This window comes from Desulfovibrio sp. UIB00, assembly GCF_022508225.1.
In the GTDB taxonomy this organism is placed as follows: Bacteria; Desulfobacterota; Desulfovibrionia; order Desulfovibrionales; family Desulfovibrionaceae; genus Desulfovibrio.
On the sequence record NZ_JAETXJ010000001.1, the window covers coordinates 169,055 to 192,814 of the forward strand.

The window sequence follows — 23,760 nt, forward strand, 5'->3', positions numbered from 1 at the left end:
TTCGCTCACCGGCTGGCAGCAAACAGGTTCAGGTCTGCCGTCCGACATTAACGGGCCTCAGCCCAACGGAGAGCATTTCCATGGCGCAGACCAACATCCTGCTGGAAACCGGCACCAATGAGCTGGAAATTGTGGAATTTTTCGTCAACCAGGACGGTTACGAAGCCCACTATGGCCTTAACGTGGCCAAGGTGGTTGAAATTGGCCGTCGCCAGCCGGTGACTGCCATGCCGGAAATGCGCCATAAAGCACTTTTGGGCGCGTTTCTGCACCGCAATGGCCGTGTGGTGCCGCTGATTGATATGGCTCAGTTTCTGGGCAGTGGGCCCATTGAAAACGAAGACGCCAAGGTTATCGTCACCGAATTCAACGGCGTATGTACGGGCTTTCTGGTGTCGGGTGTCAACCGCATCTATCGGCTGAGCTGGACGGATGTGGAAGCGCCGGGGCAGTTTTTGCAGAATGTGAGCCGCAGCTCGGTAACGGGCGTGGTGCGGCTGGAAGAGCGCGTGATCTTTTTGCTGGATCTTGAAGCCATCGTAGCCGAACTGCATCCGGCCATGGCCATGCGCTTTGACGCCTCCGACATGCGCCACAGCGGGGAAAAAGTTTACAATATCCTACACGTGGATGATTCAAGCAGTATCCGTAGTCTGCTGCTTGACCTGCTCAATAAGGAAGGCCGCTTCACGGTAACGCAGAAGGTCAACGGGCAGGAAGCCTGGGATTACCTGAAGGTACTGCGCGACCGCTGCGAGGCCGAAGATCGCCCCATTTCCGATTTCATTCACGGCGTCATCACAGACATAGAAATGCCCGGCATGGATGGTCTGGCCCTGTGCAAGCACATCAAGGATGAAAGAGTCCTTAAAAAGTTGCCTGTGGCCATCTTCTCTTCCATGATCAACGAGCCTCTTGCCAAGAAATGCGCTGTTGTGGGGGCTGACGTGCAGTATACCAAGCCCGACCTCAAAGTGCTTTCCGTCAAGCTGTACGATCTGGTGACCGAAGCCTGGGGCTGAGGCCTTTTTCGCTTAAAATATTCTGAAGGCCCTCTCCCATTGGTCAATCAATGAGAGAGGGCCTTCTTGTATTGAAATATCTGCGATTTTAACGCGCAACCCCCTCTCGGGTAGGGACACGAGAGGGGGCGCGCATGGGGCGGCCAGGGGTAGGGGCCGCCTTTTGTCACTATGATCAGGGCTGATTAGCCCATCTTGGTGGCGTCAATCACGTTGTAGTCGAGGCCCAGTTCCTTGCCGGGGATACCCAGGGCAAGGCCCACAAGCTGCGAAAGGTGCAGCACGGGCACACGGGCTTTCGACTTGGCTATATCCTGCGCTGCTTCCTGATAAATGTCGAGCTGCATCTGGCAGAGCGGGCAGGGGGTTACGATGCAGGCTGCGCCGGAGGTCGCCGCGCTGTCCACAATCTGGCTGGTCATGTGCATGACGGATTTTTCCGCCGGATACACGGCATGGAAGCCGCAGCAGTCCAGCCGCTTGGCAAAGGGAACCGTCTGCCCGCCAAGGGCGGCCACCACGGTTTCAAAGCTCGAGGGATTCACCGAGCTTTCAAAGCCAAGGGCGGATTCTGGCCGCAGGCTGTGACAGCCGTAGAAGGCCGCCACTTTAAGGCCCGTAAGCGGCTTGGTCACCTTGCTCTTGAGGGTTTGGGCGTTTTGCGCCAGAACCCAGAGCAGGCTGGTGATGTCGCTGGTGCCGTTATAGGTCATGTTGCCCTTGGCAAGAAAGGTGTTGATACGGTCCTTCTTGCCGCCGTCAAGCTCTGCCTTGGCGCGGCGCAGCATGAGCAGGCAGGTGCTGCACGAGGTCAACACGGGCAGGCCCATTTTTTCGGCCAGGGCGATGTTGCGGGCGTTGGCAACCAAGGTCGCCACGGGGTCCACATCCTGAGCCTGTGAAGCGCCGCAGCAGCTCCAGCCGGGGATTTCCTTGAGTTTGATGCCAAGCCTCGGGGCCACGGCCTCAAGAGCCATCTTGGATTCCTTGGCGGCCTGAGTCAGCACGCAGCCGGGAAAAAAGGCGAATTCGGTCTGCATACGGCTACTCCTTCTCTGCGGCATGGGCCGCCTGAATCATCTTCACCAGGGCGTCATGCCCTTCAATGGTTTCGCCGCCAAAAGCCTCAAGCGGATTCATCTTGCCCTGACGCAGCAGGGTCACAGCCATGCCCGCGCGGGCAATGGTGCTGATTCCTTCGGTGCGCAGGGCAAGGCGCACTTCGTTGAGGCGGCCGGAGTCTTCCACCAGATCGGTGTAGAACGACTTGGCGTGGGCCGGGCCAACGCCGTCGGTCATGCCCTTGGCCATAACGAGGGCCCGCAGACCGGCGATATCGTCGGCAGCGCTGATGCCCTTGGGGCAGCGGCTGGCGCATTCCTGACAATGCACGCAGTTCCACAGGCCGCCCGCCACGGCGGGCTTGCCGTGCAACAGGGGATCCTTGGAGCGCGAATCGTTGGCCACGCGCCATGCGTGGGTGAAGACAAAGGGTTCCATGTAGTCGCTGCGGTCGGCGGTGAGCTTGTTGCACTCAGAGGCGCACGCGCCGCAGAGGATGCAGTCCCACTGCTTGATGATGCGGTCGAATTCCTTCTGGTTCTGGCGGCAGCCTTCCTTCATGGAGAATTCGGATTTTGCCACCATGCCCGGATGCACCTTGCGCAGGTTTTCCATGGCGGGTTCCCAGTCCACAACGAGGTCGGAAATAACCTTGAAGTTCGCCAGGGGCGAAATGTGGAAGGTATTTGAGCCGTAAGTTTGGGCGAGGTCGTCCATCTTGGTGTCGCAGGCCAGAACCGCATGCCCGTTGACGCGCACGGCACACGCTCCGCAGATGGCGCAGCGGCAGGAGGCCGTGAAGTTCAGCGTGGGATCCTGGGTCTGCTTGATGAACAACAGGGTGTTGAGCACGGTTTTGCCCGCCACGTCCGCCGGATCAAGTTTGTAGCTCTGCTCAAAACTGTTTTTGCCGTCAAAGCGGTCAATGATGATAGTGGGCATTAGTACTTCCGCTCCTCAGGCTTGAATTTGGTGATTTCCACTTCTTTCCAGCCCATGCGCATTTTGCCGCTGTCGTCCATGCTGACCATGCTGTGCTTGAGGAAGTTGGCATCGTCACGCTTGGGGAAGTCCTCGCGGGTGTGCGCGCCGCGCGATTCCTTGCGCTCGGAGGCGGCAAGGCAGGCGGCCTGGGCCAGTTGCAGCATGTTGCCCAGCTCCACATATTCGGTGAACACCGTATTGTAGACGGGGTTGGCGTTGGGGACGCGCAGGGCGTCGTAGCGCGAACGCAGGTCGGCCAGGGAACTGCTCAGGGAGTCGAGCTTGGTCTGGGTGCGGAAAATACCCATGTTGTCCCAGAGCTGCGCGCCCATTTCTTCGCGGATGGCATACATCTGCTTGGCATCGCCGCCGTTGGTGGTGTTGCGGAAGCGATCCTGCCAGCGGGCGGTCAGATCGGTGAGGCGTTTGCCCGCGCCAAAATCGGCGTGGCTGGCAAAGGCCGCCGCGCCGTTACCGGCGATTTTGCCTGTCACCACGGCATCGGCCAGCGAATTGCCGCCAAGGCGGTTTGCGCCGTGGATGGACACGCACGAAGCTTCACCAGCGGCAAACAGGCCGGGCACAACCGTGGCCATGTCGTCAAAGGTGTTCACGTCAATGCCGCCCATGGAGTAGTGGGCCGTGGGGCGGATGACCATGGGCTTGTCCACAAGGTCGATATTTTCAAAAAGCTTGCCCACGTGGCGAATCTGCGGCAGATCGTGCACGATCTTTTCCTTGCCGAGGTGCCTCAGGTCAAGCAGCACATAGGCTTCCAGCCCCTGGCCGTAGCCTCGGCCTTCGCGGATTTCCGTTTCGATGGCGCGAGCCACGATGTCGCGGGGTCCAAGTTCCATCTTGGCGGGGGCGTAGGTCTTCATGAAGCGTTCGCCCTTGTTGTTGAGCAGATAGCCGCCTTCGCCTCGCGCTGCTTCGGTAATCAGCACACCGCCGTGCACCACGCCCGTGGGGTGGAACTGCACCATTTCGGCATCCTTGAAGGGAATGCCCGCGCGCATGGCAGCGGCAACGCCATCGCCTGTGGCAATGTAGGGGGTGGAGGTGCGGTTCCAGAAAATGCGGGTATAGCCGCCTGTGGCAAGCACCACGGCCTTGGCGCGCACAGGGGCGATTTCGCCGGTGCGGATATTGCGCAGCACGGCGCCTTCGCAGCGGCCATTGTCCACGGCCACGTCAAGCAACTCGTGATCCATGAGGAACTTGACGCCGTGGCTCAGGGCATCGTCAAGGCATGTGTGGGCAACGATGTGTCCGGTCTTGTCGGCAGAGTAGTTGCAGCGCACCTTGGAAGCGCCCCCAAAGGGACGGGCCTTGACCTTTCCTTCAGCCGTGCGCGAGAAGGGCATGCCCAGATAATCCAGTTCAAGGATGGCGGGGCCTGCCTGTTCGCAGAATTTGAGCGTGGATTCCTGGTCAACCAGATAGTCGCCGCCCTTCACGGTATCAAAGCAGTGCAGCTCGTAGGAGTCGCCCTTGCTGAAATCGGTGACGCCGTTGATGCCGCCTTCGGCCATACAGGTGGCGCTACGTGAGGGCATGCATTTGCTGACCACAACCACGTTGAGCTTGGGATTTTTTTGCAGGGCTGCCACGGCGGCACGCAGGCCAGCGCCACCCGATCCGATGATCAGGATGTCGCAGGTGGCCAGGGGGCCGACACCAGCGGCTGCGGCAAGAGCTTTTTCAATGCCGCTCATGTTCACCGTCAGCGCGCTGATGGTGATGCAGGCCGATTGCAGAAATTTTCTGCGGGTAAACTGCTGCGTCATAAGGGTTTCCTCAAAAGTAGGTGGATTTGCCGTTATTTCCATCTGTTGTGCAAGAAAGTACGTGGGCGGAAAGGGCGGCAAAAAGCTGATTGATTGAGCAAAGAATAAAGGTATGCTCTGTTGATAGTGAAAAATAACACACCAAATCGCTCCAGAGCAACGCGGATTCTTGATTTGTAAGTTTTGAAACTTTTGTAAGTAATGAAAACAGCCAGAACGGCGGGCGGCATGGGCGGGACAGCGAACCCTGCAGCTCCGCCGGTTTTGAGAATAGTCAAAAAAAGGAGACTCTTTAGCTAAAGAGTCTCCTCATGGATTCATTCAAGGCTTACGGCAGCAGTTAGAATCCCTGCTCCAGCGGCGGCCACACGAGCCAGTCGCCATCGTGCGGCGCACGGGGTGTGTGCCCGGGCTTGAGGTGCACCTGCCGCCCCTGTACGTCTATGCGCCCCTGCGCCAGCCACTGAATTGCCTGGGGATAGATGCGGTGCTCCATTACATGGATGCGGCTCATGAGGTCGTCCTCGCTTTCGCCAGCGTTGACAGGCACAACAGCCTGAATCAGCACCGGGCCGCTGTCCACCTTTTCTTCCACAAAATGCACGGTGCAGCCGGAAACCTTGACGCCGTAATTGACGGCATCGGCGCCGCCGTGCACGCCGGGAAAGCTGGGCAGCAGCGCCGGGTGGATGTTGATGACCCTTCCGGTAAATGCCTCTAGGAACACAGGAGTCAGCAGCCGCATATACCCCGCCAGCACCACAAGCTCCGCCCCGGCTCCGCGCAGGGCCTCAACCATGCGGGCGTCAAAGCTCTCGCGATCGGGGAAACTTTTGTGATCCAGCACAAGGCAGGGGATGCCCGCCTTTTCCGCACGGCTCACAACGCCCGCACCGGGGCGGTTGCAAACGATCAGGGCAATGTTCACGTCAAGCACGCCCTGGGCGGCCTTGTCGATCATGGCCTGAGCGTTTGTGCCGCTGCCGGAGGCCAGTATGGCGATTTTCAGGGGCATGTTTTATCTCGCAAAGTACGTTTTCAGGGCGTCCACCAGTGCCGGGATGGTGTAATCCATGGGCATGATGTTGCAGGTAAGACCACTTTTTTGCAGCGTTTCTGCCGTTACCGGCCCGATGGCGGCCAGCTTCACTTCCGGGTGCGTCTTGAGGATTGCAGCCGGGATAAGGGAGAGGAAGTTCTCCACCGTGGAGGAGGAGCCGAAGGTCACGCAGCTCAGGGTGCCGGCGTTAATGCGTTCGAGGACTTCGTCCCTTTTGTGCGCGGCGGGTACGGTTTCGTAGGCGGAAATAACGTCCACCACTGCCCCTGCCTTGCGCAGTTCTTCGGGCAGCACTTCGCGGGCTTTGGCGGCGCGGGGCAGCAAAAAGCGCATGCCAGCCACGTTACCGTTTTCAAGGGCCATCAGACCTTCAAGCACACCCTCGGCCATGTAGCGCTCGGGAATGAAATCAGGGGTGATGCCGCGTTCGGTCAGGGCATCGGCAGTGGCGGGGCCGATGGCGGCCACCTTGCAGTTGCCGAGCGCGCGGCTGTCCTTGCCCGCCTTTGCGAGCCGCAGCCAGAAGTGCTTTACACCGTTGACCGAGGTAAAGATAACCCAGCCGTAGCTGGCAAGATTGTCCAGAGCCGCGTCAAGTTCCGCATAATCGGCAAGAGGGCTGATTTCAATGGTGGGGCACTGGATGACCTCGGCCCCCAGCGCCGTGAGGCTCTGGGCAAGCCCGCTGGCCTGCTCGCGCGCGCGGGTCACAACAATGCTGCGGCCAAAGAGCGGCTTTTTCTCAAACCAGCCAAGGGTGTCGCGCAGGCCGGCAACCTTGCCCACAAGAATGACCGAAGGATTGGTGAATTTGGCTTCTACCGCAGCCTGAGGCAGACGGGCCAGGGTATCCACAAGGCTGCGCTGATAGGGCGTTGTGCCGCGATAGATAAGCGCCGCCGGGGTGTGCGGATCCATGCCTGCTTCAAGCAGATTGCGGGCGATGTCGGGCAGATTTTTCATGCCCATTACAAAGACCAGAGTGGAGGCGCTGGCGGCAAGGGCCTTCCAGTTGTGCACGGAGCCAGGCTTGTCCGGATTTTCGTGCCCGGTGATGATGGTCACGGAAGACGCAAAATCCCTGTGGGTCACGGGAATGCCCGCATAGGCGGGAGCGGCGATGGTGCTGCTGATGCCGGGCACCTCTTCAAAGGGAATGCCAGCAGCCGCCAGTTCTTCGCCTTCTTCGCCGCCGCGACCGAAGATGTAGGGGTCGCCGCCTTTCAGGCGGGCCACAACGTTGCCTTCCTTGGCCTTGCTGACCAGGAGGGCGTTGATCTGATCCTGCGGCAGAGCGTGGTTGCCCGCCACCTTGCCCACATAGATTTTTTCCGCATCGGGGCGGGCGTATGAAAGCAGGCTGTCGTTTGCCAGGGCGTCGTATACCACCACATCGGCGGCGGCCAGGGCGTCACGCCCCTTGATGGTCAGCAGGCCCGGATCGCCGGGTCCGGCTCCGATGAGAAATACCTTCATTATACGCCTCCCCTAGCGAGATCGAGCAGCGTACGCGCGCCAAAGGCCGTGGGCCCTACCGGAGCAAGGGGCGTGGCCTTGGCGGCCCAGTCTACCCCGGCAATGTCCAGATGGGCCCAGCGCACGCCCTCTTGAATAAAGTGTTGCAAAAAGAGCGCGGCGTTGATGGCCCCGCCTTCGCGCGGGCCCATGTGGCAAATATCGGCCACTTCGCTTTTGAGCGATTCAACATAGGGCTTCCACAGCGGCAGGGGCCAGTATTCTTCGCCGCAAGCGCCGCCCGCAGCGCGGATGCGCTCGGCAAGGTCGGCATCATCGCTGAACAGGCCCGCAAGCTGGGTTCCCAGCGCAACTGCGCAGGCTCCGGTGAGGGTGGCAATATCAATCACCGCAGCCGGAACCCATGTTTTCTGGGCATAGGCCAGCGCATCGCACAGGGCAAGGCGGCCTTCCGCATCGGTATTCTGGATTTCAACGGTGTCGCCATTGGCGGCGCGCACCACATCGCCGGGGCGCATGGCGCGGCCACCGGGCATGTTTTCGGCGCAGGCCAGCAAGCCCACCACGCGGCGGGGCGCGTCTTCCTGCGCCAGGGCCGCCACCGTGGCCAGCACTGTTGCGGCACCGGTCATGTCGGCCTTCATCTGGTGCATGTTGGCGGCGGGCTTGAGGCTGATACCGCCCGTATCAAAGGTGATGCCCTTGCCCACCAGCACGAGGGGCTTGTCCTGTTCGTGCCCGGCGGGGGCGTGCTCCAGCACGATGAGGCGGGGCGGACGGCCCGAGCCCTGCCCCACGGCCATGAGGCAGCCCATGCCTTCCTTTTCCAGTTCTGTTTCGTCCAGCACGGTGCAGGCAAAGCCTTTTTCGCGCGCCAGTTCCTGCGCCTTCTGGGCCAGCATTTCAGGGTAGAGCAAATTGGGCGGCGTGGTGGCAAGGTCGCGCGCAAGGCTCACGGCCCAGGCGGCGTTTTCGCCCCTGCGGGCGGCGGCGTGGGCGGCGTCCGGCACTTCCTGGCCGTCAAAGGCCACAGCCAGCCACTGCGGGTCGGCGGTTTCGTCCGCATCGGCCTTTTTAAGGGCTGTAAAGCGGTACAGGGCAAGCTGGGCGGCGCATACGCATTCTTCCACCAGCCGTTCACGGCCTCCGGGCAGTTTTGCCATGGCGGGTTCTGGCAGCACTATGGACGTGTAGCCCTGCTTGCGGCACAGTTGCACTGCGGCGGCAATGGCCTTGCGGATGTCGGCGGTGGAGACCTTTTCCCTCGGGCCAAGGCCCACGGCCAGCACCCGGGGAACGGTAAGGTCGGGATGCCCGTGCAGAAGGGCCAGTTCGCCCGTCTTGCCCTTGAAGTCGCGCAGGGCAGGGGCTATGACCAGCCAGGGAGCAACCTTGTCCAGTTCAGGAATCTGCTCAAGCAGGGTTTCATCCTGGCAGACGGGGGCCAGCAGAACGTCCCCTTTCCATTGTTCCGGTCCGAGATTCTGAAAGCGTATATCCATAGAGCTGCGTCTCCTGAAAGTGCGTTGCGTACAGCCGCCAGCGCAGTGAAAGATGCGGCAGAAGGCCGCAGGGCGCTTGCGCCGTGTTCCAATTGGTGAATATACTTCGCCGCCGCGTTTTTGCCAAGGGCGGTCAGCCGCATGCGCGCGGAATTCCCGGTACAGCGGAGGATGCGGGCATATTCCTTGCAGCAATCGTCCTAAGCTGTCGCCAGTGTGCTGCAAAACTGGCTTTTCCTTGTTCCGCAGGGTGTTACGCACAGGCGGAGCGTTGTTTTTTTGTCACTCACAGGATCGCTTATGCTGCTTTATATACATGTTCCCTTTTGCTCCACGCGCTGCCGCTACTGCGCCTTTCATTCAAGCCCGCTGGGACGCGGCGTTGATGCGGCCAGCTCCCCTGCCGTGCGCGACTATGTGGATACCCTGTTTCTGGAACTGGCCCACTGGGGCGACCAGCTTGGCGGCAGCGAAGTACAGTCTGTCTTTTTTGGCGGGGGGACGCCCAGCCTGCTTTCGCCGCGCATCATCGGCCTGACCATGGAGCGCATTAACAAGTATTTCAGGCTCGTGCCCAAGGCCGAGGTGACGCTTGAGGCCAATCCGGAATCCCTGCGCGGCGGGCACCGCGCGGCCCAGTATCTGGATGCGGGCATCAACCGTCTTTCCATCGGCGTACAAAGCATGGATGAAGGCATGCTGCGTCTGCTGGGCCGTCCGCACAAGGCGCAGGACAGTCTGCACGTGGCCTTTCTGGCGCGCGAGGCGGGCTGCGCCAACATCAACCTTGACCTCATGTGGGGCCTGCCGGGGCAGAGCGTGCGCCAGTGGCTGCAAACGCTCAAAGACGTTATCCGCATGACCCCTGACCATATTTCCGCCTACGGCCTCACGCTTGAGCCGGGAACCCCGCTGGAGCTTGATGTGGAAGAAGGTCGCCTGACCCTGCCGCCGGAGCGCGACCAGAACATCATGTTCATGGAAGGGGCAGCCATGCTTGAGCAGCACGGCTACCTGCACTATGAAATTTCCAATTTCGCCCGCATGGGGTTTCAGTGCCGCCACAACATGGGCTACTGGGAGGGGGAAGACTATCTTGGTCTTGGCCCTTCGGCCACGTCCACCATCAACAACCGCCGCTGGACAAATCCTTCAAGTCAGGCCGCCTGGAACGCTCGCACCCGTGAGGGCAAACTGGCCCAGACTGTGGAAGAACTTACGCCCGAAACACGCGTGCTCGAGCTTTTGATGCTGCGCCTGCGCACGGCGCGGGGCCTGCGCGTAAAGGAATACCGTGAGATGACCGGGCGCGACTTTGTGCGCGATCACCAGCGGCTGGTGCAGGCCCTGCACGAAAACGGGCTTATCCGCATCCGGCAGGGCTATATGCGGCTGACCCGCAGCGGCATGCTGGTTTCCAATTCCATTCTCAGCAATCTGTTTGCCCGCACCCGCGAGGTGCTCAAGCAGGCGGCGCTTTCCGGCGGGCTGAAACCCCAGGCCGTGGAATCTCCCGAAGGAACCGTGGCGCAAAGCGCGCTGCACGAAGACAGCCCGGAAATCCGCCCGGTGCGCTGGCCCAGCGCCTGAGTTCCGGTCAGGAATAGGGCCGCTGTGCAGGTTTGCGCAAGGCCGGTGTTTACGCGGGGCAAAAATGCCACTAGTATGCTGCAGTCGGTCTTGACGGTAGCCCCCCTCCGTCTGCTCGGCTGATGCGAATTGCCCGTGCATTGCGCGGCTATGGCTGATCCTTCCCCGCCGCCTGCGGTTACGCGCGGCGCGGGACCAACCGATTTGGGCCTGTTTACGCTATGGCTTCTTTGCCCCTGTCGGCGTCAGAAAGCCTTTTTATTTCAGTTGAGTACCTATGTGTACACTCCTTTCATAAAAACGCTTCCATCCCAGGCAGGGAACAAAATTCCACACAGCGTCAACAGTCCCTGAGCGTCAACAAGAATACGGAGAGAGGGTATGCGTCAAAAGGATTTTGTGGTTTTAGGCGTTTGTTTGGCGGCGTTCGGTTGGCTGGCTTTTGGGCCCGGGGCGCTGGAGGGCTTTATCAGCCTGACTGCCCAGTATCCTTTTGGCATGAGTTTTCTCAAATTTGCCATTCTGGCTACCCTCGGCGAATGCATTGCCCTGCGCATTACGACGGGCGTATACAACAGGCCCGGGTTTGGCGTTTTGCCCAAGGCGATTATCTGGGGTTTGCTGGGCATAGGCATCAAGATTGCCTTTACCGTGTACGGCGCGGGCACGTTCAAGCTGCTCAACGAAATGGGTCTGCTTTCGGGCGCTCCCACGACCTTTGGCGCCAAGCTGCTCATGTCTTTTTCCATCAGCGTGCTCATCAACACATTGTTCGCTCCGGTGCTGATGATCACCCACAAGCTCACCGACCTGCACATTGCGGCCACCGGCGGCACGCTCAACAGCCTGTGCACCAAGCCTGACGTGGCGGCCCTGTTTCGCACCATAGACTGGAATTCCATGTGGAGCTTTGTGCTCAAGAAGACCATTCCTTTCTTCTGGATTCCCGCGCACACCATCACCTTTATGCTGCCCGCCCATTTTCAGGTGGTGTTTGCGGCGGCGTTGGGCATTGCCCTGGGCGTGATTCTGGCCTTTGCGGGCCTGCGCGCCAAGAAGGCGTAAACAGAAAAGAAAACTCTGCGGGGTGAGCTCCGCAAGAGCACAAGCATAATAAAAGACGGCCACTCTCAGAGAGTGGCCGTCTTTTATTATGGCGTGCGCCCGGGGGCGCGGCGGCACATCAGAAAAACAGGCCGCTCTGCCGGATGATCTCTTGCCCGTTGGGCAGCGAGGGCAGCAATGTTGCCGCCATGATGGCGTAATGCGTTGCCGTGGGCTTGAAGCCATATCGGGGCGTGACAAAGATAAACAGCATACACAGCGCGGCAACCACAAAAACAAGCACGTTGGCTTGATTCGAGCCCCAGGGCAAGTCGGTGGCATACAGCAGGGCATACATGCCCCACGCCGCCAGCATGGCGCAGACAAAAAGGATATTGAAGCCGGGGTGTGTGCGCCAGCTTTGCCTGTAGGCGGTCAACATATGCTATTTCCTTGCGCCCGAAGCGCCAATGCCAAGTCCCATGGAAAGGATGGCGGCTATGTTGCGCGCGGCCCTGCGCAGATTTTCATTGCCCTCGGTAAGGGCTTCGTCAATGGTGCAGGGGCGGTAGAGCACGCTTGAAACCGCGTCGATGCCGTGGGCAAAGACGGCGTCCACATCGGCCCGCAGCGAACCGCCGATGGCGATAACCGGCTTGTTGTGGCGCTTTGCCACGCGGGCAACGCCCACAGGGGTCTTGCCAAAGGCCGTCTGCCCGTCAATGCGGCCCTCGCCAGTAACAACGATATCGGCATCGCGCACATGCGCGTCCAGCCCAACGGCTTCGGTCACAATCTCGCTGCCGGGGCGCAGCCGCCCTTTCAAAAAGGCAAACATGGCCGCGCCCATGCCGCCAGCAGCGCCAGCGCCGGGCAGGTCCGCCATGTCCACGCCAAGGTCGCGGCGCGCGATGGCCGCAAAATTCTGCAAATATCCGTCGAGCTGCTGCACCATCTCAGGCGTGGCCCCTTTCTGCGGGCCAAAAATGGCCGATGCGCCGCGTGGGCCGCACAAGGGGTTGTCCACATCGCAGGCCACATCAATGACGCAGTCGGTAAGGCGGGCGTCAAAGGCGGACATATCTATGCACGCCAGCCTGCCAAGGCCCATCCCTGTTGGCTCGATTTCCTGTCCCTGACCGTCCAGCAGCCGCACTCCCAAAGCCTGAAGCATGCCAGCGCCACCCTCGTTGGTGGCGCTGCCGCCAATGCCCAGAATAAATTTACGAGCGCCAGCATCCAGCGCAGAGCGGATAAGCTGGCCCGTGCCATAGCTGGTGGTCTTGAGGGGATTGCGCAAGTTGGGCGGCACAAGGGCCAGGCCGCTGGCTGCGGCCATTTCGATCACGGCGGTTTTGCCATCGCCGGTCAGGCCGTAAAAAGCTTCCACCGGGTCGCCCAGAGGGCCGCGTACCGTGGTGTCCACCCGACGGCCTGCCGTGGCTTCAACCATGGCTTCCACGGTGCCTTCGCCGCCGTCCGCCACAGGTACCTTGACGTAGACCGCATCGGGGAAAACCTCGCGAAAGCCGGATTCGATGGAAACAGCCACTTGCAGGGCAGACAGGCATTCCTTGTACGAGTCGGGCGCGATGACGATCTTCATTGCTGGTTCCTTGGTGGGGCTGGCGGTGGAAGACAGGATACGTTTTCCATAATAGCGCCGGGGCCTGTGAAATACCAGACCCCGGCGCAGCGGTTCTTACAGGAACATGGAGAGCAGCAGCGTGCCGAACAAACCAAGCACGGAGGCTATGGTAGTGCCAGCCGTATAGGTGGCGTACATGGAACCCATTGGGATGCCGAGGGATTCCTTGACGAACCAGAAGCCGGAGTCGGTCACGTGCGAAGCGCCGGTCGCGCCAGCGCCGATGACAATGGCCATGAGGGCCGGGTCAATGCCGGGGTTGCTGCTGAGCACGGGCAGGATAAGCCCGGCGGCGGTCATCATGGAAACAGTGGCGCTGCCCAGGGCAAAGCGCAGGGCAATGGCGATAATCCAGGCCAGGATCAGAGGGCTGATCTGGATGCTGGTGAGCACCTGCTTGAGCACAACGCCCACGCCGCTGTCGGTGATGATCTGGTTCAGCGCGCCAGCCGCGCCGATGACCAGCATGATGGAGGCCAGCGGGGCCATGCCCTGTTCGCTGAAGCGGCCCAGCTGATCCCAGTTGAAACCGCGCTTGAGACCAAACACGATGTAGGCCACCACTGCGGAAATGAACAGGGCGATCATGGGCGTGCCGATAAAGTTCACGTAGGGCATGTAGGCGGGCGGATTCTGCTTGTCGATGGTCAGTTCCACCACGGTCTTGGCGATCATGAGCAGCAGGGGCAGCAGCATGACGAGGAGCGAGCTGCCAAAGGGCGGCAGTTCAGATTCCTTGCGGGGTTCGGTATTGGCGTAAACGCCGGTCAGCGGCACGGCGGGCAGGCGCTTGGCAATGAACTTGCCGTAGATGGGGCCTGCAATGCTGGCGGCGGGCAGGCCCACCAGAAGGCCGAAAAAGATAACCTTGCCCACATCAGCCTTGAGCAGGTCGGTAACTGCCATGGCGGCAGGGTGCGGCGGCACGATGCAGTGCACCGTGGTCAGGGCCACCACAAGGGCCATGCCCACCTGAATGAGCGGCAGCTTGGATTCCTTGACGATGGAGAACATGAGCGGCGTCAGCAGGATGATGCCCACCTGAAGAAAAACCGGGATGCCGCAGATGTAGCCCACAACCATCATGGCCCAGTGCGCTTTTGACTGGCCAAGAATGTTGATGAGCGTCCGCGCCAGCCTTTCGGCAGCACCGGAGACTTCCATCAGTTTGCCCAATATGGCCCCCAGGGCCAGAATGGGCGCAAGAAAGCCCAGCGTTTTGCCAAGGCCGCCTTCAAAGGCCATGACAATCTTGGCCAGTTCCATGTTGTGCGTCAGCGCCAGAAACAGGCTCGCTGCGGTCAGGGACACAAAGGCGTGTATTTTGAAGCAGATGCACAGCACAATGACTATGGCGATGGAAATGCAGAGCATGGTCATCGAATAGCCGATGCCGAACGATTGGACGGCAGTCATCTCAACCTCCGTGGTGTGGTTGCGACACGGCCCGGGCAGTGCCCGCGCCGGTAAAAGTTGGGGGAACGGTTGGCGCTCTTACTGTTTGTTCTCTTGTTTTACTCTGCTCGTCCTCCGGATGCGGTGCGCAGTTCACATCCTCTGCCGCAGATCAGGCCCGTTTGAAGTTGGGCGCGTATTCCGCAGCAAGGCGGATGGCTTCCACCATGCTCACGGCGCTGACCTTGCCTGTCCCGGCAATGTCAAAGGCTGTGCCGTGATCCACCGACGTGCGCAGAATGGGCATGCCCAGCGTAAGGGAGATGGTGCGCTCAAAGTCCACCATCTTGGTCGCTATGTGTCCCTGGTCGTGATAGAGCGAAAGCACGGCGTCCCACGCGCCCTTGAGCGCAAAATGGAAGACCGAGTCCGCCGGGTTGGGGCCATGCACGTTAAAGCCCTGACGGCGCGCTTCTGCTATGGCCGGAACCACCTCGGCGTCTTCCTCATTGCCAAAAAGCCCGTGTTCGCCGCAGTGAGGGTTGAGGCCAGCCACCACCATGCTCGGATTCTCCAGCCCCAGCAGCTTGAGGGCGCTGGTGCAGCGACCGATGTAGTCAAGCACGCGGTCTTTTTTGACGGCGCGGCAGGCATCGATCAGCGAGAGGTGACGGGTGAGGAAGAACACGCGCAGGCTGTGCACCTGAAACATGGTCAGCGGGTCCTTGGTGCCTGTGAGGTCGCCAAAGATTTCGGTGTGCCCGATGTAGGGCACGTGGGCTGCCTTGAGCGATTCCTTGTTGATGGGCGTGGTAGCCACGGCGGCGGTCTTGCCAGCCATTGTCAGCTCGATGGAGGCCTTGATGTATTCAAAGGCCGCCTGGCCGCACTGGGCCTGCACCTTGCCATAGGCAAAGGAGGCCAGATCCACGTTGTCCATGTTGATGATATTGGCAGCGCCCTCGCGCCAGCCATTGAGATCTGCATCCACCTCGTTGAAGTCGAGGTTCGCCTTCATTATAGCGGCGGCGCGGCGCATGATTTCGGTATTGCCCACCACCAGCACATTGGCCATGTCGGTGACGGCAGCATCTGCCAGCGAGGCGGCCAGAATTTCCGGCCCAACGCCTGCGGGGTCGCCCATGGGGGCGCAAATCAGGGGTTTCATCTATCTGTTCCTTGTTGGTTATGAACTTGCTTGGGTGCGGCGCAGCCTTCAGGCGGGCCGCTTGCGGCTTGAAATTTTGGTGAACAGGTATTCCATGCATTCCACAAGGCTGTCCTTGTCACCCACAAAACCGCCCTTGGTGATCATGGGCAGGTCGGGGTGTTCGCCGCCGATGATGTGGCCGTACACGGCAAGGGGCAGCACCATGATCCGCACAGAAAAGCCCCCGGCCTTGAGCGTGCGCATGACGGAAACCGTCACTTCGCCTCCTGAGGTGTACAGGCCGCCGATGCGCAGGCTCTCTTTTTTCAGGGCTTCCTGAGCCACATGGGCCAGAGCCATGTTGATGCGGCGCGAAATTTCGCTGGGCGCGATGCCGAGGGTCTGGGACATTTCCTGCATGGAGAAAACGTCTTCCTTGCTGGCGGCGGTGCATACGCCAAGAACCTTGGCTTCTTCGGGCGCGGCAAACACGGCCTCCAGCACGCGGCGGCATTCCGCCTGTGCTTCTGTCTCGCCAGCCAGTACCTTGCGCACGTTCATGGACACGATGTGGCAGGGGTGGGCCAGCCGCAGGGTTTCCATCTGTACGCGGGTCAGCTCGCTGGTGCTGCCCACGGTAAGGAAGATGCGGTTTTCAAATTCCGCGCGGGGGGCTTCAATGCGCGCTGCGGCAAGCTCCGATGTGAACGGGCCGGGATCCAGCGACACCAGCGGATAGGGCGCATCGGCCAGCGACTGGGCGATCACGGCAATGTCGTCGTCCGACACGGCATCGCAGACCACGGCGCGGCAACCCTGGGCACGTGCGGCCTCAATGGTTTGGCGTACGGCGGCAGGCCCGGCCAGCACCTTTTCAAGCGACACGAAGCCGCAGGGCAGGGAGGTCTGATCGGCGATGATCTTGAGCACTGCCGTGTGGTGCACGGGGGTGGCGGCGTCCTTGGCAATGGGCGAGCGTTCCAGCGGCACGCCGTGCACGATCTGGTATCCGCCCACGCAGATGCGCCCCGAATGGGGGTAGGACGGCACAAGTATGGCCAGGGTCTGGTTGTGACCGTGGGTGTCGTCCATGGCCTTGATGACGGCCTCAAGCTCAGCGCCCACATTTCCGCGCAGGGTGGAGTCTATGCGCTTGGAAACAAGTGCGGGCTTTTCCTTGTTGAATTCCATCACGGCGTCATACACCGCTTTATAGGCGTCTTCGCGGTGCAGAAGGCGGCTCTCGGCGTTCAGACAAACGGCGTCGCACTGCGTAAATTCTTTGGGGTTCCAATGGGCAAGGCCCAGACAGGTGGCGCTGGAAAAGCCCTTGGCGGCAAGCAGCGCACCATTGTCGTTGGCTCCCGTAAAATCGTCGGCAATAACAGCTATGATCATACAGACACCTTCCGGTGATTTTGTGACGGCGGCGGGCTTAGTCGGCGAGACACAGGCGAGCGCCTGCGTCTTGCAGGGCGGCGCGGGCTTCGGCGGTCAGGCCGCTGTCGGTGATGATGTGGTCGAAGCGTTCCACTCCGGCCACCAGCCATGGGCTGAACTTGGCGTACTTGGACGCGTCCGCCAGCAGAAAAGTTTTGTCGGCGCTGGCCATGAGCTGGCGCTTGTAATGCATCTTGGCGGAAGTGCTGGTAGTGACGCCGTGGTGGGCGTCCCATACGTTGGTGCCCACAAAGGCCATGGTAAGGCGCAGGCCGCGCAGGTAGGCCACGGCATCGCTGTCGTTACAGGCGCGGCTGACGGGGTCGATAAGCCCACCCGAAAGAAAGACGGAAATATGGTCGCAGCCCGAAAGAAGCAGGGCGATTTCGAGGTCAGGTGTGACAACGCCGAGGCTTGTGAGGGGCAGGGTGGGCAGCAGCCGGGCCAGCTCAAGGCTGGTGGTGCCCGCATCCAAGGCAATAAAGTCTTCGTTTTTTATAAACTGGCAGGCGGCGCGGGCTATGGTCTGCTTGGCCTCAAGCATGGAAACGGCCTTACGGGCGCGGGGGATGTCGTTGGCTTCAAAACACAGCGGCACGGCCCCGCCCCAGGTGAGTTCAAGCTGGTTGCGTTCTTCCAACGCCTTGAGGTCGCGGCGCACGGTCATGGTGGAAATGCCCAGCGCTTCGGCGAGTTCGCGGGTATTGACCGCGCCCCGGTTTTTAATGAGGCGGGCCATTTCTCTGCGGCGTTCTGCTGGCAACATGGCGACTCCGGCGTGTGGCGGGTGTGTGTTAATTTTGTTTCAAATTTGTTGCTTTGTGTTATGCTCCTGAAGGCGAATATCGTCAAGGTTGGTGAGGTAATTTTGTGGATTTAACTCGTACTTTTTATCTATGTTATCAGAAAAATGTTGTTTTTTGTTAACGAGTGGAACGTCAGCCAAAGCACTGTGTTCCGCCTCCCCGCCGGAGCAACAAAAAAAGCCCGGAGAATCCCTCCGGGCTGGAAAAATCGCGTTTGCCGCTCCTGTGCCGTATTGCCTGCGTCAGAACGCAAAAAGGCCGCCGGGCACATGATCCGGCAGCCTTCTGCTAGGGTTTACGCGGGCGGGGTAGACCCGCGCTGGCTATGCGTTGCCGAAGAATGGGGGGCGGCGCGTCTGCGCATCGCCGCTGACCCGGAAAATCTGTACCGTATACTGATCTTTGCCGCTGCACATGGGGCAGCCGTCTGTGACCAGCATGCAGGAAGAATCGAGTTCAAGGGGGTCAATGCCCGCCAAGCTGAGGATATGGGTGGCCTTGCCCTGCTCCCACATGACGGGTGAGCCGCAACGGGCGCACTCAACATAGAGCATTTCAGGATCAAAGCCTGCGGGCACGGGGGTACCGCGCAGCGGTTCGGCAATGGCTTTCAGTGTGTTGCTGTACATAGAAACCTCCCGGCTTGCTTTGCGTGTTGCCAGAAGCCTGGCCGCGCGCATACGCAGCCTTGCCTTCCATACATAAGCACCGCGTGCGCCGAGGCAAGCCCTGCCACGGGAATTTGTTCTCCACGCGCAGCCGCGCATGCGCCGCAGTCGAGGCCGCTTGCCTTGTGGAGCGCGCCCGAATACACTGGACCTATGTCTGAAAAACATCGTCATATACGTTTGCTACCGCCTGAGTTGCGCAATCAGATCGCCGCTGGTGAAGTGGTGGAGCGCCCTGCCAGCGTGCTCAAGGAACTGGTTGAAAACAGCCTTGACGCCGATGCCGCGCAGATCGACGTTTGCCTTGAAAACGGCGGGCAAAGCCTTATCAGCGTGCAGGACGACGGGTGCGGCATAGCCGCAGCCGATCTGGAACTGGCCGTCACCCGGCACGCCACGAGCAAGATTGCCAGCCTGTCTGACCTTGAGCACATCAGCTCTTACGGTTTCAGGGGCGAGGCGCTGCCGAGCATTGCCTCGGTTTCCCGTTTTTCCATAACCTCTGCGGTGACTGACCCGGACGGCCAGACGCAGGCGCACAGGGTTGAGGTGGAGCACGGCTTGCTGACGGTTTCCGCCCCGGCGGCCCTGCACCGGGGAACTCGGGTGGAAGTGCGCGATCTTTTTTCCAACATACCAGCACGCTTGAAATTTTTAAAGACCCCATCCACGGAGTTCAAACGTGCGCAGGACTGGCTGGCCCGGCTGGCGCTGGCCCGCCCCGCCGTGGGCCTGAGCCTGAGTTCCGGCGAGCGGGAGGCCCTGCGGTTTTTGCCGGGGCAAAGCCTTGCTGACCGCCTTGGCGTGCTCTGGCCCCGGCTGATTGTGGAGGCTCTACGCCCCTTTGACGGCACCCGCCACGGTATCCGCGTGCGCGGTCTGGCCGCCCTGCCCAATGTGAGCCAGCCGCGCGGCGACCGCATGCTGTTCTACGTCAATGGCCGCTCGGTGACGGACAAGCGCTTGCTGGCAGCGGTGCGCGAGGCCTACAAGGGCCGCATGACCAGCCGGGATTATCCGCAGGTAGCACTGTTTGTGGAGATGGACCCGGCGGAAGTGGACGTGAACGTGCATCCAGCCAAGTCTGAAGTGCGTTTTCGGGATGAGACCGCCGTGTTTTCTGCCGTACTGCATGCCGTGCAGGGGGCCTTGCTGACCTCCTACGATGTGGCAGAAAATCTGTGGCCGAACGCGTCAGCAGGCGACACTGCGGAAAGCAACGTGGCTCCCTCTGCCCAACAAGCAGCCCCACGTCCGCAGGGATTCTGGGGCAGGCTGGACAATCCGCCCCTTATCAAGCCGCAGGAGCGGGACGACAGGCCGGACGAGGAATCCTCGTGGCAGGCCCGGTTGCCCGAATCAGCCGCAGGCTCGGGCAAGGGAACAAACTGGTGGGGCGATGCTGTTCCGAGTGATGCGGCATCTACCCATGAACCAGCGTCCGCGCAGAAGGAAAGCGCTCTGTTTGTTGCTGCGCCGGAAGATATTTCTGGCCTTGCGGAAGCCGCCTCAGCTTATGCGTACCAAACCCCTGATGCTGCCCCGTATCAGGCTGCGGATACGGCGGGCGAGCACAGTGAAACCTTTTTCCCACCCGCGCAGGAACGTCAACCCTTGAGCGTTGGGCAGTTTGCCTACCTCGGGCAGGTGGCGCTGACCTACCTGGTATTGCGGGACGCATCCGGCGCGTTGGTGCTGCTCGATCAACACGCGGCGCACGAGCGCGTATTGTATGCCCGCCTGCGGCGCGGGGGATTTGCCGGGTCTGGGCAGTTGCTGGCCCTGCCGCTTGATCTGCCCCTGCATCCGGCTGAAACGGAACGTTTTTTTGAATTGCGGCCTCGGCTGGAATCCCTGGGCTTTGCGCTTGAGGTCTGCGGCGGCAACCTGCGCGTGAATGCCATGCCCCCGGTGCTCTCCCGGGCCGAAGCCAGGGACTTTCTGCGCGAGGCCCTGGCCGGACGCAAGGACGATCTGGCCGACATGTTCATATCCATGTCGTGCAAGGGGGCCATCAAGGCCGGACAACGCCTTGCGGATGACGAGGCCGCCGGGCTGTTGCAGCAGTGGCTGGAAACGCCCGACCGCGAATATTGCCCGCATGGCCGCCCCTGCGTCTTGCGCTGGGACGCCGCCGAGCTGGAAAAAATGTTCAAGCGGCGGCAGTCGTAAAGGACAATGCCGTCAGGCGCGGCATCCTCATTTTCTGCACATAAAACAGCGGGCGGCTCTCCCATGAGAACCGCCCGCTTTGCTGTTTATTCGCTGGCTTCGTCAACCAGATAGACGATGGAATAGTAGGGGATGCCGCCGTGCAGCGAGAGGCCGATCTGGCAGGTGCGGCTGGATGAATATCCTACCTCGCAGGTGCTTACCTGCATGCGCAGGCCCTTGAGCGCGGCCTCGTTGAGTTCGGGATGGGTAAAGCCCCGGTCGCCCGCCCAGCCGCAGCAGTTGATGCCGTCCGGCACCACCACGGTTTCGGCGCACTTGCGGGCCAGTTCTTCCAGCTTGCCCTCAAGGCCCATCTTGCGCATGGAGCAGGTGGCGTGCAGGGCCACGGTCTTGGGCAGCTTTTTGAGCTTGAGCGTATCCATGAGATTCTCAAGGATAAACTGCACAGGCTCCATGAGCTTGATGCTGGGGTCGAGGGTCTGCTTCATGTGCAAGAGGCAGGGGCTGGTTTCGCACAGCACTGGGTATTCGCCATTGTTGCTGGCCTGACGCAGGGCCTTTTCCAGCTCCTGCTCTTTCTTGTGGGCGGCGTCAGCGAGGCCCTTGCTGGCAAAGGCCATGCCGCAGCACAGCTTGTCCAGATTATTGGGCAGAATGACGTCATATCCGCCCTTGAGCAGCACGCTGATGACGGCTTCCGGCTCTGTGCGGCGGTCGCTGTGTTCCTCGCCGGGACCCATGTTGCGGGCGATGCAGCTTGGGAAGTAGACGACCTTCTTGGCATTGCCCGAGTACGGAGTGGGCAGATAGACCGAGCGCCCGCCCTTGGGCATGTTCTTGTTCCACAGCGGCACCTTGTTGAAGGTGAGGCAGCGCAGGAGGCGCGAGCCGTCGCGCATGATGGTGGTGCCAAGGGCGCGGTGCAGGGCGTCCACGCTGTTGAGCGCAATGGACATGGCCTTGCAGGTTCCAGCAAAGTGGTCGGCAATGGTCCCGGCAATGCTCTTGCCGAGGGAGCCGGCGTCCTTTTTGCGCAGGCTCTTGATGAACACGCCCGTATCCACGCCCGCAGGGCAGCGCGGGCGGCACAGGCTGTCTGTGGCGCAGGTGGCCTTGCCCATGTATTCGTAGCCCTTTTGCAGCGTTTTCAGCTCGTTGCTATCAGGGGCAACCTCGCGCAGGCGGCAGATTTCGCGGTAGACAGTGATGCGCTGGCGCGGCGTGAGCGTCAGATCGCGCGAGGGACAGACAGACTCGCAGAAGCCGCACTCCATGCATTTGTCCACCAGTTCGTCGGCGGGGTGCAGGGGTTTGAGGTTTTTGAGATGCCCCTGAGAATCGCTGTTGAGCAACACGCCGGGGTTGAGGATGTTCTTGGGGTCGAGCAGGCTCTTGATGCTCTTCATGATGGCGTAGGCCTGACTGCCCCACTCCAGTTCCACAAAGGGCGCGATGTTGCGGCCAGTGCCGTGTTCCGCCTTGAGCGAACCATCGTACTTTTCCGTAACCAGTTTGCAGAAGTCTTCCATGAAGCCTTTGTAGCGGGCCACTTCTGCTGGAGCGCCAAAATCCTGCCAGAAAACAAAGTGCAGGTTGCCGTCGCGCGCATGGCCGAAGAGCGGGGCCACCGTGTAGCCGTGTCGGGCAAAGAGATCCTGCAGGTCTTTGGCGGCCTCGCCCAGCCTGTCGAGGGTGAAGGCCACGTCTTCAATGACAATGGAGGTGCCCACGGGCCGCATGCCGCCCACCGAAGCCAGAATGCCCTTGCGGATGAGCCACAGCTTGGTGAATTCCTCGGGTTTGTCGGTAAAAGCGTAGGGCCGCACAAAGGTCACGTTGCTGAATGCCGCATTGATGGTGGCAATGTTCTTTTCAAGCTGCTCGTGGGTGGAGGCGCGGGTTTCCACCAGCAGGGAACAGACGTCGTCGTCCAGGGTTTCCAGCCCTTCGGGCAGGCCAGGGGTGCCTTCCACCGAGCGCAGGGACGCCCTGTCCATAAGTTCCGCTGCGGCAACGGGCAGGGTTGCCACGGCAGAGGCCAGATCACAGGCGGCCTTGACCGTGGGCAGAAGCAGCAGTGCAGAGGCCTTGAAGGGGGCCTCCTCCACCGTGCGGTAGGTCACTTCGGCGATAAAGCCCAGCGTGCCTTCAGAGCCGACCATGACGTGCTGCAAAATTTCAAAGGGATCTTCGTAATCCACCAGAGCGTTGAGGCTGTAACCCGTGGTATTCTTGATCTTGAACTTGCGCCGGATGCGGTCGGCAAGCTCGGGATTGTCCATGATCTGTTTGCGCAGATCGGCAAGGCCGTTGAGAATATGGGCATGGGTTCTGGCAAAGGCGGCGCGGCTTTTGGCGTCCGCCGTGTCCAGCATGGTGCCGTCTGCCAGCACCATGCGCGAGGAAACAACAGTCTTATAGGAGTTGTCGGAGGTGCCGCAGCACATGCCGCTGGCGTTGTTGGCAAAGATGCCGCCGATAAAGCAACTGTCGATGGAGGCCGGGTCAGGCCCTATTTTTTTGCCAAATTCAGCCAGAATCTTGTTGGCCCCGGAGCCAATGATGCCGGGTTGCAGGGTGATGCGCTCGGCGTTTTCACCTACGCGCCAGTTGCGCCAGCCCTTGCCTATGCGCACAAGGACGGAATCGGACACCGCCTGACCGGACAGGCTGGTGCCGGCGGCGCGAAAGGTCACAGGTACGCGCATGCGGTCTGCCAGGGCCACCAGCTGCACAACTTCTGCCTCGTCCAGCACGTCCACCACGATCTTGGGGATCAGGCGGTACACGCTGGCGTCTGTGCCATAGGCCAGCAGACGCAGGGGATCAGTATGGATGCGGTCTTTGGGAATAAAGTCCAGAAGGGCTTGTTTGAATTCTTTGTAGGGGGAAGCAAGCATGGACAAACCTCCGTGGCGGTTCATGCCGTCATTGGGTGGGCGCTTAAA

The 23,760-nt window shown here is 60.8% G+C and carries 18 protein-coding genes; 4 read left to right on the forward strand and 14 right to left on the reverse strand.

The annotated features are described in order from the left end of the window. The first annotated feature begins 80 nt into the window (after positions 1-80). The gene (locus JMF94_RS00715) at positions 81-1,022 is read left to right on the forward strand and encodes a chemotaxis protein (RefSeq protein WP_240823309.1); all 942 of its coding nucleotides are present in this window, start codon (positions 81-83) and stop codon (positions 1,020-1,022) included. A gap of 185 nt (positions 1,023-1,207) precedes the next feature. Here the strand turns inward: JMF94_RS00715 and sdhE are convergent, their stop codons facing one another. From sdhE to JMF94_RS00745, 6 genes are all read right to left on the reverse strand, one after another. Beyond that, on the reverse strand, positions 1,208-2,062 hold the full coding sequence (sdhE, locus tag JMF94_RS00720; protein ID WP_240823310.1) for an 8-methylmenaquinol:fumarate reductase membrane anchor subunit: 855 nt from the start codon (positions 2,060-2,062) through the stop codon (positions 1,208-1,210). Positions 2,063-2,066: 4 nt separating this feature from the next. Continuing rightward, positions 2,067-3,026 (reverse strand): succinate dehydrogenase/fumarate reductase iron-sulfur subunit, encoded by a 960-nt coding sequence (locus tag JMF94_RS00725; RefSeq protein WP_240823311.1) that lies wholly within the window; start codon positions 3,024-3,026, stop codon positions 2,067-2,069. Further along, complete coding sequence (sdhA, locus tag JMF94_RS00730; RefSeq protein ID WP_240823312.1) at positions 3,026-4,858, reverse strand: 8-methylmenaquinol:fumarate reductase flavoprotein subunit; 1,833 nt, start codon at positions 4,856-4,858, stop codon at positions 3,026-3,028. The genes JMF94_RS00725 and sdhA overlap by 1 nt, the downstream gene beginning before the upstream one ends. A gap of 340 nt (positions 4,859-5,198) precedes the next feature. Further along, positions 5,199-5,873, reverse strand: coding sequence for a phosphoribosylglycinamide formyltransferase (purN, locus tag JMF94_RS00735; protein ID WP_240823313.1), 675 nt, complete (start codon positions 5,871-5,873; stop codon positions 5,199-5,201). A 3-nt stretch (positions 5,874-5,876) separates the two neighbouring features. Beyond that, positions 5,877-7,394, reverse strand: a complete 1,518-nt coding sequence (gene cobA, locus JMF94_RS00740; RefSeq protein ID WP_240823314.1) for a uroporphyrinogen-III C-methyltransferase — start codon at positions 7,392-7,394, stop codon at positions 5,877-5,879. Further along, positions 7,394-8,896 carry a leucyl aminopeptidase gene (locus JMF94_RS00745; protein ID WP_240823315.1) on the reverse strand — a complete coding sequence of 501 codons (1,503 nt, stop codon included), beginning with the start codon at positions 8,894-8,896 and terminating at the stop codon, positions 7,394-7,396. Before JMF94_RS00745 ends, cobA begins: the two co-directional genes overlap by 1 nt. Positions 8,897-9,196: 300 nt before the next feature. Between JMF94_RS00745 and hemW the strand changes: the two genes are divergently transcribed. Both hemW and JMF94_RS00755 read left to right on the forward strand, forming a co-directional pair. Beyond that, a complete protein-coding gene (hemW, locus tag JMF94_RS00750) occupies positions 9,197-10,486 on the forward strand; it encodes a radical SAM family heme chaperone HemW (RefSeq protein WP_240823316.1) in 1,290 nt (429 codons plus the stop codon). A gap of 498 nt (positions 10,487-10,984) precedes the next feature. After that, positions 10,985-11,551, forward strand: coding sequence for a hypothetical protein (locus JMF94_RS00755; protein WP_240823317.1), 567 nt, complete (start codon positions 10,985-10,987; stop codon positions 11,549-11,551). 118 nt (positions 11,552-11,669) lie between these two features. Here JMF94_RS00755 and JMF94_RS00760 read toward each other — a convergent pair whose 3' ends face one another. The 7 genes from JMF94_RS00760 to JMF94_RS00790 form a co-directional block, all read right to left on the reverse strand. Further along, positions 11,670-11,972, reverse strand: a complete 303-nt coding sequence (locus JMF94_RS00760; RefSeq protein WP_240823318.1) for a hypothetical protein — start codon at positions 11,970-11,972, stop codon at positions 11,670-11,672. Between the two features lie 3 nt (positions 11,973-11,975). Then, positions 11,976-13,136: a glycerate kinase gene (locus tag JMF94_RS00765; RefSeq protein WP_240823319.1), complete on the reverse strand. Its 1,161-nt coding sequence runs from the start codon at positions 13,134-13,136 to the stop codon at positions 11,976-11,978. A gap of 96 nt (positions 13,137-13,232) precedes the next feature. After that, positions 13,233-14,594 carry a gluconate:H+ symporter gene (locus tag JMF94_RS00770; RefSeq protein ID WP_240823320.1) on the reverse strand — a complete coding sequence of 454 codons (1,362 nt, stop codon included), beginning with the start codon at positions 14,592-14,594 and terminating at the stop codon, positions 13,233-13,235. Positions 14,595-14,745: 151 nt separating this feature from the next. Beyond that, on the reverse strand, positions 14,746-15,741 hold the full coding sequence (gene pdxA, locus JMF94_RS00775; protein ID WP_240823321.1) for a 4-hydroxythreonine-4-phosphate dehydrogenase PdxA: 996 nt from the start codon (positions 15,739-15,741) through the stop codon (positions 14,746-14,748). A 48-nt stretch (positions 15,742-15,789) separates the two neighbouring features. Continuing rightward, entirely contained in the window at positions 15,790-17,121 is a 1,332-nt protein-coding gene (locus JMF94_RS00780) for a four-carbon acid sugar kinase family protein (protein WP_240823322.1), read from the reverse strand. Between the two features lie 37 nt (positions 17,122-17,158). Then, positions 17,159-17,929 (reverse strand): DeoR/GlpR family DNA-binding transcription regulator, encoded by a 771-nt coding sequence (locus JMF94_RS00785; protein ID WP_240823323.1) that lies wholly within the window; start codon positions 17,927-17,929, stop codon positions 17,159-17,161. A gap of 363 nt (positions 17,930-18,292) precedes the next feature. Continuing rightward, positions 18,293-18,598: a hypothetical protein gene (locus tag JMF94_RS00790; RefSeq protein WP_192113188.1), complete on the reverse strand. Its 306-nt coding sequence runs from the start codon at positions 18,596-18,598 to the stop codon at positions 18,293-18,295. Between the two features lie 192 nt (positions 18,599-18,790). Between JMF94_RS00790 and mutL the strand changes: the two genes are divergently transcribed. Then, a complete protein-coding gene (gene mutL / locus JMF94_RS00795; RefSeq protein WP_240823324.1) occupies positions 18,791-20,809 on the forward strand; it encodes a DNA mismatch repair endonuclease MutL in 2,019 nt (672 codons plus the stop codon). An 86-nt stretch (positions 20,810-20,895) separates the two neighbouring features. Here the strand turns inward: mutL and JMF94_RS00800 are convergent, their stop codons facing one another. Continuing rightward, positions 20,896-23,712, reverse strand: a complete 2,817-nt coding sequence (locus JMF94_RS00800) for an FAD-binding and (Fe-S)-binding domain-containing protein (protein WP_240823325.1) — start codon at positions 23,710-23,712, stop codon at positions 20,896-20,898. Between the last annotated feature and the right edge of the window lie 48 nt (positions 23,713-23,760).